At 58.6% G+C, this 12933-nt stretch carries 13 protein-coding genes; 7 read left to right on the forward strand and 6 right to left on the reverse strand.

Features of this window, described 5'->3' with window-relative positions; translation table 11 throughout:
• The first annotated feature begins 132 nt into the window (after positions 1 to 132).
• Positions 133 to 864: a dienelactone hydrolase family protein gene (locus PY650_RS32440; protein WP_285884032.1), complete on the forward strand. Its 732-nt coding sequence runs from the start codon at positions 133 to 135 to the stop codon at positions 862 to 864.
• A gap of 85 nt (positions 865 to 949) precedes the next feature.
• On the opposite strand, the gene PY650_RS32445 is transcribed toward PY650_RS32440, so the two are convergent.
• From PY650_RS32445 to PY650_RS32455, 3 genes are all read right to left on the reverse strand, one after another.
• Positions 950 to 1636 (reverse strand): cysteine hydrolase family protein, encoded by a 687-nt coding sequence (locus PY650_RS32445; protein WP_285884033.1) that lies wholly within the window; start codon positions 1634 to 1636, stop codon positions 950 to 952.
• Between the two features lie 161 nt (positions 1637 to 1797).
• Positions 1798 to 2991 carry an enolase C-terminal domain-like protein gene (locus PY650_RS32450; RefSeq protein WP_285884035.1) on the reverse strand — a complete coding sequence of 398 codons (1194 nt, stop codon included), beginning with the start codon at positions 2989 to 2991 and terminating at the stop codon, positions 1798 to 1800.
• Between the two features lie 9 nt (positions 2992 to 3000).
• On the reverse strand, positions 3001 to 3387 hold the full coding sequence (locus tag PY650_RS32455; RefSeq protein ID WP_285884037.1) for an MFS transporter: 387 nt from the start codon (positions 3385 to 3387) through the stop codon (positions 3001 to 3003).
• Between the two features lie 172 nt (positions 3388 to 3559).
• On the opposite strand from PY650_RS32455, the gene PY650_RS32460 reads away from it, so the two are divergent.
• Positions 3560 to 4606: a LacI family DNA-binding transcriptional regulator gene (locus tag PY650_RS32460; RefSeq protein ID WP_285884039.1), complete on the forward strand. Its 1047-nt coding sequence runs from the start codon at positions 3560 to 3562 to the stop codon at positions 4604 to 4606.
• A gap of 15 nt (positions 4607 to 4621) precedes the next feature.
• On the opposite strand, the gene PY650_RS32465 is transcribed toward PY650_RS32460, so the two are convergent.
• Positions 4622 to 5086 (reverse strand): MarR family winged helix-turn-helix transcriptional regulator, encoded by a 465-nt coding sequence (locus PY650_RS32465; RefSeq protein WP_285884041.1) that lies wholly within the window; start codon positions 5084 to 5086, stop codon positions 4622 to 4624.
• A gap of 78 nt (positions 5087 to 5164) precedes the next feature.
• Between PY650_RS32465 and PY650_RS32470 the strand changes: the two genes are divergently transcribed.
• On the forward strand, positions 5165 to 6025 hold the full coding sequence (locus tag PY650_RS32470; RefSeq protein ID WP_285884043.1) for a haloalkane dehalogenase: 861 nt from the start codon (positions 5165 to 5167) through the stop codon (positions 6023 to 6025).
• 121 nt (positions 6026 to 6146) lie between these two features.
• A complete protein-coding gene (locus tag PY650_RS32475; protein WP_285884045.1) occupies positions 6147 to 7037 on the forward strand; it encodes an amino acid ABC transporter substrate-binding protein in 891 nt (296 codons plus the stop codon).
• A gap of 94 nt (positions 7038 to 7131) precedes the next feature.
• Here PY650_RS32475 and PY650_RS32480 read toward each other — a convergent pair whose 3' ends face one another.
• Both PY650_RS32480 and PY650_RS32485 read right to left on the reverse strand, forming a co-directional pair.
• On the reverse strand, positions 7132 to 8169 hold the full coding sequence (locus tag PY650_RS32480; RefSeq protein WP_285884047.1) for an MBL fold metallo-hydrolase: 1038 nt from the start codon (positions 8167 to 8169) through the stop codon (positions 7132 to 7134).
• A gap of 50 nt (positions 8170 to 8219) precedes the next feature.
• Positions 8220 to 8882, reverse strand: coding sequence for a peroxiredoxin (locus PY650_RS32485; RefSeq protein ID WP_285884049.1), 663 nt, complete (start codon positions 8880 to 8882; stop codon positions 8220 to 8222).
• 1014 nt (positions 8883 to 9896) lie between these two features.
• On the opposite strand from PY650_RS32485, the gene PY650_RS32490 reads away from it, so the two are divergent.
• The 3 genes from PY650_RS32490 to PY650_RS32500 all read left to right on the forward strand — a co-directional run bounded on the left by PY650_RS32490 (position 9897) and on the right by PY650_RS32500 (position 12895).
• Positions 9897 to 11027: a calcium:cation antiporter gene (locus PY650_RS32490; RefSeq protein WP_285884051.1), complete on the forward strand. Its 1131-nt coding sequence runs from the start codon at positions 9897 to 9899 to the stop codon at positions 11025 to 11027.
• Positions 11028 to 11073: 46 nt separating this feature from the next.
• Positions 11074 to 11493, forward strand: coding sequence for an SNARE-associated domain-containing protein (locus PY650_RS32495; protein WP_285884053.1), 420 nt, complete (start codon positions 11074 to 11076; stop codon positions 11491 to 11493).
• Positions 11494 to 11662: 169 nt separating this feature from the next.
• On the forward strand, positions 11663 to 12895 hold the full coding sequence (locus tag PY650_RS32500) for an efflux RND transporter periplasmic adaptor subunit (protein WP_285884054.1): 1233 nt from the start codon (positions 11663 to 11665) through the stop codon (positions 12893 to 12895).
• Positions 12896 to 12933: the final 38 nt, after the last annotated feature.

Below are 12933 nucleotides of genomic sequence, written 5' to 3' on the forward strand. Positions count from 1 at the left end.
AGCCCCGCGTGAAACGAGCCTCGATGCGACAAGTCGTGGACTTGCGCGGGAATCAGGAACCAGACAACAAGGCGGCTGCGTAGCTTTAATCAGCTATGCACTGGTTTGTTTAGGTTCTGGAGAGCGGATTTGATGATGAAACAAATTGAAATCAATGCGGCCGATGGCATCGCGACTGCCACCATATTCCGTCCCGACAACGGCGCTTCCGCTGAGCGTGGTATCATCTTCTACATGGACGCCATGGGTCCGCGTCAGGCGCTCTACGACATGGCACAGCGGCTTGCCGATTCCGGCTATATCGTGCTGCTGCCCGACCTGTTCTATCGCTTTGGCGCCTATGGTCCATTCGACGGCACGTCCTTCAGCGACCCGACCGCGCGCGAAAAAATCATGACCATGTTGCGCGGCACGACGCAAGAGATGACCAAGCGCGACGGCGCCTCCTTCCTTGACGCCCTGACAGCAGCCGGCGCTACCGGCACGATCGGCGCTGTCGGCTATTGCATGGGCGGCGCTCGCGCTCTGACGGCAGCGGCGGCCTACTGCGACCGCATCACGGCAGCCGCGAGCTTCCACGGCGGTAATCTTGCCAGTGATGCAGAAGACAGCCCGCATCGCCTGGCTGCCGACATCAAAGGCCGCGTCTATATTGGCGTTGCTGGCATCGACAGCAGCTTTCCGCCGGAGCAATCCGCCCGGCTTGCCGAAGCACTCCGCACAGGCGGCGTCGACCACATGATCGAGAACTATGTCGGCATGGCCCATGGTTGGACTGTCTCCGATCATGGTGTCTACGACGAAACCGGTGCCGAAAGGCACTGGAAGCGCCTGTTGAATTTGTTCGAAGAGGCGCTGGCATAAGAACCACAACGCAACAACGAATCCCGCTTTCATTTGAAAACGGGATTTCTCACGTGCCCAGCGTCATGGCCAAGCAGCCAGAACATCAGAACTTGATCATGTCGCTCCTGGTCAGCGTCGTCTTCTGCGAAACGCCGGGCGCGTTGACCATATGCCACGCGACATATTGCTCGCCGTAAAGTTCGGTGGACGACATGCCGTCGACGGGGAGGATGATGTTCATCCCGTTCAGTGCCGCATCGGTCGCTGTGTCGAGAACGGCGCCTTCCGAGGCTGTACCGGTGACGATCAAGGTCTTGATGCCCTTGTCGGCGAGGATGGTGCGGAGATTGGTGCCGACGAACTTGTCGGCGCTGGACTTTACGATCGGGTCGCTGGCCTGGGGCGCAAGATCTGTGGCGATGTCCTGAGGTTCGCCCGCACCGGCCAGGCTGTAGATAACAAGCATGCCTTTGGCACGGGCCTCGTTAAGCAGAGCCTTGACCTTCGGCACGGAGGCCAGGCAGCGCGGCTTGGTGTTCTTGTTGCATGGTCCCTTCGTGGGGTCCTGTGCGCCATTGAAATCGAGGATCAGCAGAGCCGTGGTCTTCGCATCGACCATCACCGGCTTCAATTGCGGCGGCGCCGGCGGCTTCACTTTCTGCCAGTCGTCGATGATGGTCTGGGCGGAAGCCGGCGTAGCTGCGAAGGGACTCGAGGGCGCACCGAGAGCGATGAAACCAACGCCGAGAGCAAAAGCTGCTTTCTGCACTATGCTAACAATATGTCTCATGAAATCGCTCCCCTGAAGAACCCCTAGGTTTCAATAGCCGGCGTTACAATTTAGATAGGTCAAACCTCGGAGATTGATAACGAAACTCTTCGTGATCCCGGCGTTATCGGAGAACATGTTGCAGGCCGGGCGATCTGCCGGCCCGGCCGTAATCTTCGGCATCAGGCCGCGAAGATAATGTCTTCCGCCTCGATCTTGGTCCTGTCGATTTCCATCGCCAGGCCGGGTCTCTCAGGCACTTCGATCATCCCATCGATGACATCGAGCGGATCGACGAGGAAATGCTGATGCACCGCATTCCACTTCACCAGATATTCCTGGTAGGGCGTATGGATCGGCGACTGCACGGCCGAGAAATGCGCGGTGGCGAAACTCGAATGACCGTGTGGGATCGTGATGAGATCGTGTACCGTGGCATAGGCCGCGATCTTCAGCGTCTCTGTCAGACCGCCGCACCAGTAGATATCGGGCTGAATGACGTCGAGTGCTTCGCTGTCGATGAAGCGCTTGAAGCCCCAGCGGGTATATTCGTGCTCGGCGCCCGAGAGCGGGATGCGGATGCGTTCGCTGAGTTTCCGATAGCTGTCGATGCGATCGGGCATGACGCATTCTTCCAGCCAGCGCGGCTTGTATTCTTCGATCCGCTCTGCGAGGTCGACGACATAGTTGACATCCATCGACTGCCAGCAGTCGAACATTAGATCGTAGTCCTCGCCCACTGCTTCACGCAGCGTGCGCACCAGCTCGACATTCTTCTTCATGCCCTCGGTGCCGCTCATCGGGCCGTGGCGGAAGAACCATTTCTGGGCGCGGTAGCCCTTTTCCTTATACTCGATGGCGCGCTCGCGAACCTTGCCGGCGTCGAGCACGGCAAAGCCGAGCATCGAGGCATAGGCCGGAATCTTCGTCTGCATCGGTCCGCCGAGCAGCCGGTAAACGGGCTGGTCCAGCCATTTGCCGCGCAGGTCCCACAGCGCGCAGTCGACGGCGCTGATCGCCAGCATCGCGTCGCCTTGGCGGCCATGGACCATGCCGCGATGCATCTGATCCCATAGCTTCTCCCCGGCAATTGCGTCCTGGCCAATCAGATATTTGCGCAGGTGCTTGGCAATGATGTAGGCGACCCCTTCCGGGATCGGTCCGGCAAGACCAGTGACGCCTTCATCCGTATGGATTTCCACAAAATGCGTGGTGATCTTGAATCCGTCGGGAGTTTGGATACCTCCCTCGTAATCGTTTCTCACACGATATTCCGGATAGATGTCGATGGGGCGAACGAGCCGTTCCTCCCAAAGAACGCCCTTGGTTAGCAAGGTGCCTTGGAGGCGGCGAAGACGAACTTCACTGATCAACATGATTATACCTCACGTCGCGCATTGACTGCCCCGGCTTCGGGGGTGCGGCCAAAGGCCGTTGAAATAACGATGAGGGTGACGCGCGACATGGCCGCCGTCGTCGAAATTGCCGGTCGAGTCATGGATCATACCGATCACCCAGGGATTGACGACGCTGGAAATATTGCCGAGCGCATTGATGAGGGCAATGCCGCTGGCTGCCGCAGCCCCGCTGAGGATCGCAGTCGGCAGACCCCAGAACACCGGCATGGCGCCGAAGACGCCGAAGCCGGCAATGCAGAACATTAACAGCTTGACCGTCGGATCGGCGCTGGCAGCCGAACCTGCGAGGCCGATGATCGAAATGATCAGCAGCCGTGTCAGCTTGCGAATAATCACTTCTTCGCAAACAGCCATTTTCTCCTCCTGAAAATTTCCTTTCCACTGCGGGCACACCGCGGCCCGCCCACCAGCGCCTACTCTTGGCCGGGCATTCACATGATCGGGGCCCGGAAACGTTTCCGGGAATTGCCATGACGATATGTGGATGTCAAGACGATCTGATCGATTTGCGACGATACGGAGCAGCATGAAGAAGCCGCATTCAGTCGGTATCCGGGAATTGGCCGCCCATCTCGGGATGGCGATCAGCACCGTTTCGCGGGCGATGAACGACCGCGGCGAGGTCAGTCCCGAAACGCGCAAGCGCATTCTCGCGGAAGCCGAGCGCCTGGGTTACCGGCCCAATCAATCGGGGCGCAGCCTGCGCAGCGGCTCGACAAAGGCGGTCGCGCTCACCATGCGCACCGATATCGGCCGCAGCATGTCCGGCGAAACCTTCTTCATGGCGCTGAGCGAGGGCTTGCAGAGCACGCTGGCCAATGTCGGATATGATCTGATGATCCTGCCCTGCGCCTCCGATCAGGACGAAAACGAATTCCTCTATCGCGCCGTCGACCGCAGGCTTGCTGACGGCTTCATCATCTCCAACGTCCAGCGCATCGAGCCGCGCATAGACTATCTGAGGAAGTGGCGCATGCCTTTCATCGCGCTCGGCAGCAGCGAGACCAAGGGCGACTACGCGGCGCTCGATCTCGATTTTGCCGGGGTGGCCGAGACCTCGGTGCATCGGTTGGCGGCGCAGGGGCACAAACGCATCCTGCTCGGCCTGACTGCGCAGGAGACAAACAACAACTACGTCTTTCTGGCGGGCTTCAAGGCCGGGTTGGAAAAAGCAGGCCTCGCCTTCAACGAAGGGCTGGTGGTGCGCCTGCACGACCGCATTTCCGGCGGATACGAATTGGCGTCCACGCTGCTCGCAATGGACGACCGCCCGACTGCCGCGCTCCTTATCCAGGAAACGATGGCGATGGGCCTCTATCAGCGGCTGGGCGAAGCCGGCCTGCAGCCCGGCAAGGACCTCGCCGTCATCGGTTTTCGCGAAAATCCAGTCTGTCGCTACCTGACGCCGTCACTCACTTGCTTCCGCATCGATCTCAAGCGATATGGCGCTCGCCTCGGCGAGATGATCATCGCCGAACTCGACGCCGAGGCGAAAGGCGCCGACCGCACCGACTTCGTTCATGAAGTATGGCCGATGGAATTGGTGCCGGGAAAAAGCGACACGTCGGCCTAGGAACCGGCCAGCTCGTCAGCCCCCGAAGCCGGTCTGATCGTCGCCCTGCAATCGATCGAGCAATCTTTGCAGAGCGTGTTTGATCTGTTCGATCTCCTGCGAGCCGGCAATTTCCGCCCAACGTTCGTCGATGAGACGGCCAGTGGCCATGGCAATCGGCCGGACGCCCTTGCCGCGTTCGCTGAGGAACACAAGCCGAGCGCGCCGATCGTCCGGATCCGGACGGCGCTCGACATAGCCGAGCCGCTCCAGCTCCTCGACCGCTTGCGTCATTGTCTGCTTACGCACGTGGGCGAGCTTGGTGAGTTCGCTGACCTTTATGCCTTCGGGGCGGGCGAAGGTGAAGACATTGGCGTGCGGCGGTCGGATATCGCCGAAGCCGGCTTCGTCCAAGGCGGCTTCGACGGCCTGCGTCCAATGCTGATGTACGAGCCGCAGCAAAAGACCAAGGGGCGGACGGGAGGGGGCACATTCTTCCATGAGATATAGACAGGTACCTGACTATTATGTTAGATAGACAGGTACCTTACCATTTCTTTTGAAGAAGGGATACCCGTCATGCCCTCCATCGATCTACTGGATTCGACTATCTTCTATGAGGATGCAGGAAGCGGAACTCCCTTCGTCTTCCTCCATGGCAATCCCACCTCGTCTTATCTTTGGCGGCATGTCTCCCCCCATATCGGTGCACCCGCGCGCCGTCTCGCGCCTGATCTCATCGGCATGGGCCGCTCGGGCAAACCCGACATACCCTACCGCTTCGCTGATCATGCCCACTATCTCGACGCCTGGTTCGATGCCCTTGAACTCACCCGCGTCGTGTTGGTCGGCCACGACTGGGGCGGTGTGCTGGCCTTCGATTGGGCGGCCCGCAATCCCGAACGGGTGCAAGGCATTGCCTTCATGGAAACCATTGTTCGTCCGATGACCTGGGACGATCTCCCGAATGCAAGGCCGCGTTACGAAGCCCTGCGCTCGCCGGGTATCGGCGAAGCCAAGGTTCTCGACGAGAACTTCTTCATCGAGCAGGCACTGCCGGCGACTGTTCTCAATGGGCTGAGCAGCGAGGATCATGCCGCATACCGCGCGCCCTACCCATCCCGCGAAAGCCGGCGGCCGCTGCTGGAATGGCCGCGCGCGATGCCGATCGAGGGCGAGCCGGCCGATGTCGTTGCTCGGATCGAAGCCTACGATGTCTGGCTGGCCACGAGCGCGCATGTCCCGAAGCTGCTCCTGGCCTTCGACGGTCCGCCGGAAACCCTGTTGATAGGGGAGAAGATGACGGCCTGGTGCAGGGCAAACATCGCCAATCTGCACATCGAAAATTGCGGCCCGGCTCGCCATGTCGCACCGGAAGATCAACCCGACGCGATTGCTGCCGCTATCTCCCGTTGGGGGGATCGCCACGAACTCCGCTAGGGAGCTGCTCTCCTTTACCGCGAAATTTTTCGAAGACAATCCATCGTTGACAAATGACGCCGAGGTCATAGTGTTCGCCTAAGCATTTGCGATCGCTACCATTCTTTCGGAGATGAGGATCATGCTGGCGAAATGCACGAGACCATTGGTTCTGGCAGGCGTCATCCTTTGCGTCTCGGCCTGCATGGCCGCCGCCACCCAAGCGCTCGACCTCATCGCTCAGAGGGGAACCGTCCGGATCGGCTATATTGCCGACGAGACACCGTTCTCCTTCAAGAAAAAGGACGGCAGCCCCGCGGGATATACCATCGACCTCTGCCGAAAGATCGCGGATGCAATCGGCGGCAATATTCCTAACGTGAAGCGGGAATACGTCGAAACCACTCTTGCTGATGGATTCGGCGCGGTGAAGAGCGGGCAGATCGATCTTCTGTGCGGCGCAACCACCATCAATCTTACCAGGCGCGAAAGCGTCGATTTTTCTCAACCGATCTTTCTGACCGGAGCAAGCGCGCTGCTGCGCAAGGATTCGCCAGAATACCTGCAGATACTCTTCCTTGATAAGCGCCCGGTGCGCGCGGTGGATGCACAGTCGCCATCAGCGAGTGTCATCGGCGTCCGCTCGGACACGACCACCGGCGCGACGCTGCGCGAAGCACTTGGCACCGATGTGCCACAGACGCGGGTCGCGGATTTCGCAACGCATCAGGACGGGCTCAAGGCCCTCGAAGACCACAGGATCGACGCCTATTTCGCCGACCGGGCCCTCCTCATCGGGCTCGCCGGTCATGCGCACAATCCCTCGCAGCTTGTGATCGGCAACCGTCTGTTCACGCATGAGCCCTACGGGATCGCTGTGCAGCGAAACGATTCCACCTTCCGCCTTCTCGTGGACCGGGCGCTCACAGTCTTCTATCAATCCGATGATTTTCCGAAATTGCTGAAAACCTATTTCGGAGACGAGGCTTCTACTCTGCGCAGCGAGATATTGATGCAGTCAGTTCCAGAATAAGGCGGGCGGCATCCATTTGAACGGCAAGCGCCCCGCATGGGGACCTGTGGTCCTTTGGAGCATCCGTTGTCTGGCTGTGGCACGGCCTTGCGGCTTAATGAGCCACGGGCCCGTCGGCCTTCTTCCAGGCGGCAATGCCGCCCTCGATATGACAGGCGGTTGCAAGGCCGGCGTCTTGGGCAGCCTGCACGGCCATCGCTGACCGCTCGCCGAAAGCGCAATAGAACACGATCCGCTTGCCGGTGGCCGCCGCCAGTTCATGCAGCATGCCGCCCGCGCTGATGTTTTCCAGCAAATCCGGATAGGGTGCGTGCAGTGAGCCTGGGATCGTCCCGTGTTTTTCGCGCTCTCCTTTTTCGCGCAGATCGACGATCGCAATGTCGGGGCGGCCGCGCAGCGCCAACGCCTCGGTCGCCGAAACGGCCCAGCCTTTACGCGCGATCTCATCCTGATGAAGACCAACGTGAACGTTGGCCGGCACGGCCACATCCATCATTTTGGGGTTGGGAAGCTTAAGGTTGTTCATAAGGTCGGCATACTCGTCTGCCGACCGAACTCTGAGACGCGGATTGAACAACCTCTCCTCGCCGATGGTGGAAACCGTATCGCCCTTATAATCATGGGCCGGATAGACCAGCGTCTCATCCGGCAATTTCAGAAGCTTGTTGAAGATCGAATCATATTGCTGATGCGGATTGCCATTCTGGAAATCCGTACGTCCCGTGCCGCGAATGAGGAGCGTGTCGCCCGTAAACACCCGGCCTCCCATGAGGAAGGAGTATGAATCGTCCGTGTGCCCGGGGGTATAGAGCACGTCGAGGCTCAGACCCTCGATCGCGACACGGTCGCCTTCCGTCACACGCATTGAAACGACGTCAGCAAGCGTCTGCTCCCCCATAACGGTAATGCAATGGGTGCGGTCGCGCAGCGCACCCAATCCGGTGATGTGGTCGGCATGCAAATGCGTGTCCACGGCTTTGACGAGCTTGAGATCAAGCTCATTCACGAGTTGAAGATAGCGGTCGACCTTCTCAAGCACGGGATCGATGATCAACGCCTCGCCACCCTTGCGGCTGGCGATGAGATAGGTATAGGTACCGGACACGCTGTCGAAGAGCTGGCGGAAGATCATCAGCGACACCCTTGCGCGAATCTAGCCCCGCCCGAGGCGGGGCATCCTGGTTACGCTTTCGGCTGTGGAACGATCCGGATGTAGGGTTTAGGCGCGCTCCACCCTTGCGGATATAGGGTCTTGGCTTCGTCGTCGCTCACCGAACCGGCGATGATCACATCCTCGCCCTGCTTCCAGTTCACCGGAGTGGCGACCCTATGCTTCGCAGTAAGCTGAAGTGAGTCTATCACGCGCAGGACCTCATCGAAATTGCGGCCCGTCGTCATTGGATAGACGAGGATCAATTTGATCTTCTTGTCCGGGCCGACGACAAATACGTTCCGCACGGTCTGATTGTCAGCGGGCGTGCGCTTGGTCGGATCGCCGGACACTGCTGCCGGCAGCATGCCGTAGAGCTTCGATACCGTGTAGTCGACATCGGCAATCATCGGGAAATTCGGTGCAAAGCCCTGCGTCTCCTCGATGTCGCTAGCCCAGCCGGAGTGGCGGTCGAGTGGATCGACCGAGAGGCCGATAATTTTCACGCCGCGCTTGTCGAATTCGGGTTTGATCCTGGCCATATAGCCGAGCTCGGTGGTGCACACCGGCGTGAAATCCTTCGGATGCGAGAACAGGACGACCCAGGAATTATCGGCCCAGTCGTGAAATCGGATCCTGCCTTCGGTCGTCTCTGCCTCGAAATCTGGCGCAATATCATTGATTGCAAGTGTCATGGTTCCCTCCCGTTGTAGACAAACTAGTTATCAGATCTTTTCCTCGGTATATTTATTGTACATCTTCCTAATTTAGGCAACCGCACACGGCGCGATGCTTCGATTTTCTCTCGCAAGAAGCGCACTTAACTTAAGGTGAGTTGATCAGAACTTTGAATTGCGCAGCCGAAGCATCTCTTACCGAAGCGGCCGGCGCGATCAAACCGAAGCGATCGGCAAAAGAAAACCCCGCCACTTTGGGGGGATGGCGAGGTGTGAAGAATGTTATCACAATAACATAATATATTTATTCGCTTAGGCAACAAAAAAGCGCCCACCTGCTAAGCGGTGACAGGTGGGCGCTAAAAAATCCAACAGGCTGAAGTTAAACGATAATTGAATATCGTCAATAGCTAATTAAAAAATGCCTAAATCAACAAGGCTAAACCACCCGCATTTCGCACCGCTCGCGGTTTTTTTGCCATTCCTCACGATGAAGAAAAAGCCCCGCCAATTGAACAAGGCGGGGCAAGCGGGGAAAGCCCCCTCAAAAATGGGGAGGGGACGCAGGCAATAAATCAGGACTATCCGAACTACACGAGGTCAGTTCCGACCAATGCGGTACGGTATGAACGAAAAAGCCAACCCATCGCACTCGGCGAGGCGGTATCTGCCAACTCGGCCAGCCCGGAGCGCCGTGCGGTCGGAGACGATGGGCGGGCTGACGACAACATATTGCCAGACGCCTATCAGATTGCGCCAGCACCCTGCCTGCCCTTTTTGAGGAGAGGACAACCACAATAGCCCGGCTCATAAAAAGGTTCGAAAAAAGGATTGCTCGATCCCGACAGCCTTTGCCGGCACACGCCTCGATCGACGACCAAAGGCTGCCCCTCGCAGGAAGCAGCGAACGCGTGTAGAATTTTGGGCTCGGCGCGATGGCTTCAGGCAGGCGCCAGCAACGCGGTTGGGGGATGATATGATGGCATTTGTTATCGCTTTGCAGCTACGGCTCCCTGTGCGGCCATCATTCCCATGACGGACAGTCTGGCATTTCGTCCCTTTGGACTGAATCGGATTCTGCGCGAGGAATGGTTTCTGGCGATTAGCATTCTGACCTGCCTCGTGGTCTTTGGCTTCGAGGGCCCGTTGCTGAAACAATTGGCCGACCCTTTTTGGCTCGCTTTCATATTCCTAATGCTGTTTGCCGCCGTCCTTGGTTCCGCACTTTCGGTCGTCCGGCATGCCGATCACCTGGCGGAGCGACTTGGGGAACCATACGGCACGTTGATTCTGACGCTGGCCGTCACCTCGATCGAAGTGATGGCCATTTCCGCCGTGATGATCCACGGCGAAAACAATCCGACCCTTGCGCGTGATACGCTTTTTGCAGTGGTTATGATCATCCTCAACGGCATGGTCGGATTGTCGTTGCTGTTCGGCGCCTGGCGACGGCCGGAGCAGTCTCACAATTTGCAAGGGGCCAACGCCTATCTCGGGCTTATCGTGCCGCTGGCGACGCTGAGCCTGATCATGCCCGGTTTTCTATATACCTCCGGCGGCCCCCACCCTTCCGCGCCAAGACAGATGGTGCTGGGGATCATGTCCATCGGTCTTTATGGCGTATTCCTGATGCTTCAAGCGGGCCGCAATCACCATTTTTTCGCCGAGGAGGACGAACTGCCCGTCAAACGTGACGCGCACCCCGCACCCCGATCCCTATGGCTTCATACCATCCTGCTGTTTGCCTATATGGGGCCAGTGGTATTCCTCGTCGAAGAACTCGCCAAGCCGATCGACTACGTCATCGAAACATTGCGTGCGCCTGTGGCCTTCGGCGGTGCCGTCATGGCAGTTTTGGTCGCCACGCCGGAAGCCATCAGCGCCGTGCGCGCAGCCGTCGCCAATCATTTACAGCGGTCAATCAACATCTTCCTGGGCTCGGTCCTCTCGACGATCGGGATAACCGTCCCCGCCATGCTCGCCGTCAGCTATATCTTTGCACATCCCGTTACCCTGGGCCTCGAAGGCAGCGATCTCGTGATGCTCATCCTGACGCTTGCCGTCAGTATCATCACCTTCGCCAGCGGCCGTACCCATGTCATGCAGGGCGCCGTTCATCTCGTGCTCTTCGTGGCTTACGTGCTGCTCATTTTCCAACAGTAAATGTCACCCGCGCTCGATCAGGAGTCACCCGCCATGACAATCCGCCATGACAGTGCGGCGGCAACCGCCTGTGCCGGTTCCTTTATCGCGGACCAGACCCTCTTTTTCACAGGCCGCTATGCCCGCCACTATCAGCGTGTCCAGAAAATCATCGCGACGCCGGTCGTTCGCCCGCGTCACGCATCTTCTGGAGCGTTATCCCACAGGCTTTATCTTCGCGTTCCAATTCATTTATGGCTTGAGGATGATCAGCCCGCTCGCCATCGGAATGTTCGATGTCTCGGCGATAAAATTCGTCATGATTAACGCTGCGTCGGCCCTGATCTGGGGATCGTTCTTCTCCGCAATAAGTATCGAGCAGACATTCGGCCGCCTCCCGTTCCATCGCCCTGTCCTGATTGTGGCTGGGATTATTGCTGCGCTGCTTCATGTCATGATGACGTTCCGCAAACGCAGGCCTGCCTGATCAGGTTCGACTTTCGCGGATGCGGCTCACCATAATCGCAGGGCGCTGAGCTATTGCAATTTTTAGAAATGCCGCTTCATAGTGTCACATGCCTTGATCCATCGACGCCGTTTGGTTTGCCGACGAGGCACGCATGAGGACTGGAACTCACAAGTAATGGGGGTCAGGAATGCGTGGGCGATTTTCTCAGGATCTGCATTTTTGCGTCGTGCTTTTGTGCGCGGTTTCTCTCCAGGCATGCGAAAGAAGCAATAACACCTATGTCGCCCCGCCGCCGCCGAAGGTGCGCGTAGCTCTTCCCCTGCAGCAGCCCGTCACCCGATATTTCGAGCTGACGGGCAATACTGCGGCGTTCAAATCCGTCGATGTAGAAGCGCGCGTCCAAGGCTTTATCGAGTCGATAGACTATCGCGACGGCATGATGGTCCCGCAGGGTACCAAGCTTTTCACCATCCAAAGCAACACCTACCAGGCGCAAGTCGATCAAGCCCAAGCGACACTTGCCTCCGCGCAGGCATCGCAGGTCGGCGCCGATCAGGAATACCAGCGGCAGCTCAATCTCAGCAGACAGCGGGTCACGACACAAACGGCCCTCGACAGTGCCAAGGCGACGCTTGATCAAGCGAACGCTTCCATCGCCAACGCCAAGGCCAGTCTCGACCTTGCGATGATCAACCTCGGATATACGAAAGTGGTGGCGCCATTCGACGGCGTGGCAACGGCGCATCTCGTTGATGTCGGCGCCCTCGTCGGGGTAGCCGGTCCGACCACGCTCGCGACCATCGTCCAGACGGATCCGCTCTATGTCAATTTCAGCGTCAGCGAACCACAAGTGCTGGCGATCAAGCAGGACCTGGCAAAACAAGGCCACACGTTCAGGCAAATTGACCTTCCGACTGTTCCCTTCGAAATCGGCCTGCAGAGCGAGACCGGTTATCCCTTCAAGGGCCATCTCGATTATGCCTCGCCGCAAATGGATTCGGCGAGCGGCACCTTATCGGTGCGAGGCATTGTCGACAACAAGGCTCACGCCCTACTGCCAGGTCTTTTTGTGCGCGTGCGCGTGCCGGTCGGACGCGAGGACAAGGCGCTGTTGGTAAGGAGCGACGCAATCGGCACCAACCAGCAGGGCAGCTATGTGCTGGTCCTTGGGAAAGATGAAACTGTCGAACAAAAGGTGGTGCAAGCAGGCCAGCGCGAGGGTCCCCTGCGCGTCATCGACTCTGGACTTGACGCCGGCGATTGGGTCGTGACGGAGGGCATTCAACAGGCCATCCCAGGCAGCAAGGTTGCACCGGAGAAGGTCGCGATGGACGCAACCGCGACTGCAAGCGCATCGAACGATGTCGCGCCGACAACGGCTACGCCTCAGCCCGGCACGTCAAAGTCCGAAACGCCATGAGCTCGCTCCCGTTTTCACGCCAATATCCGAGGGGGACA

This window comes from Martinezella calliandrae (assembly GCF_030272695.1).
GTDB lineage: Bacteria > Pseudomonadota > Alphaproteobacteria > Rhizobiales > Rhizobiaceae > Rhizobium > Rhizobium calliandrae.

Excerpts from the sequence above, each read along its gene's own strand:
- PY650_RS32440 (WP_285884032.1), top strand. The coding sequence starts at position 133 with ATGATGAAACAAATTGAAATCAATGCGGCCGATGGCATCGCGACTGCC.
- PY650_RS32450 (WP_285884035.1), bottom strand. The coding sequence starts at position 2,991 with ATGTTGATCAGTGAAGTTCGTCTTCGCCGCCTCCAAGGCACCTTGCTA.
- PY650_RS32480 (WP_285884047.1), bottom strand. The coding sequence starts at position 8,169 with ATGATCTTCCGCCAGCTCTTCGACAGCGTGTCCGGTACCTATACCTAT.
- PY650_RS32475 (WP_285884045.1), top strand. The coding sequence starts at position 6,147 with ATGCTGGCGAAATGCACGAGACCATTGGTTCTGGCAGGCGTCATCCTT.
- PY650_RS32455 (WP_285884037.1), bottom strand. The coding sequence starts at position 3,387 with ATGGCTGTTTGCGAAGAAGTGATTATTCGCAAGCTGACACGGCTGCTG.
- PY650_RS32465 (WP_285884041.1), bottom strand. The coding sequence starts at position 5,086 with ATGGAAGAATGTGCCCCCTCCCGTCCGCCCCTTGGTCTTTTGCTGCGG.
- PY650_RS32445 (WP_285884033.1), bottom strand. The coding sequence starts at position 1,636 with ATGAGACATATTGTTAGCATAGTGCAGAAAGCAGCTTTTGCTCTCGGC.
- PY650_RS32485 (WP_285884049.1), bottom strand. The coding sequence starts at position 8,882 with ATGACACTTGCAATCAATGATATTGCGCCAGATTTCGAGGCAGAGACG.
- PY650_RS32470 (WP_285884043.1), top strand. The coding sequence starts at position 5,165 with ATGCCCTCCATCGATCTACTGGATTCGACTATCTTCTATGAGGATGCA.
- PY650_RS32500 (WP_285884054.1), top strand. The coding sequence starts at position 11,663 with ATGCGTGGGCGATTTTCTCAGGATCTGCATTTTTGCGTCGTGCTTTTG.
- PY650_RS32460 (WP_285884039.1), top strand. The coding sequence starts at position 3,560 with ATGAAGAAGCCGCATTCAGTCGGTATCCGGGAATTGGCCGCCCATCTC.
- PY650_RS32495 (WP_285884053.1), top strand. The coding sequence starts at position 11,074 with ATGACAGTGCGGCGGCAACCGCCTGTGCCGGTTCCTTTATCGCGGACC.
- PY650_RS32490 (WP_285884051.1), top strand. The coding sequence starts at position 9,897 with ATGACGGACAGTCTGGCATTTCGTCCCTTTGGACTGAATCGGATTCTG.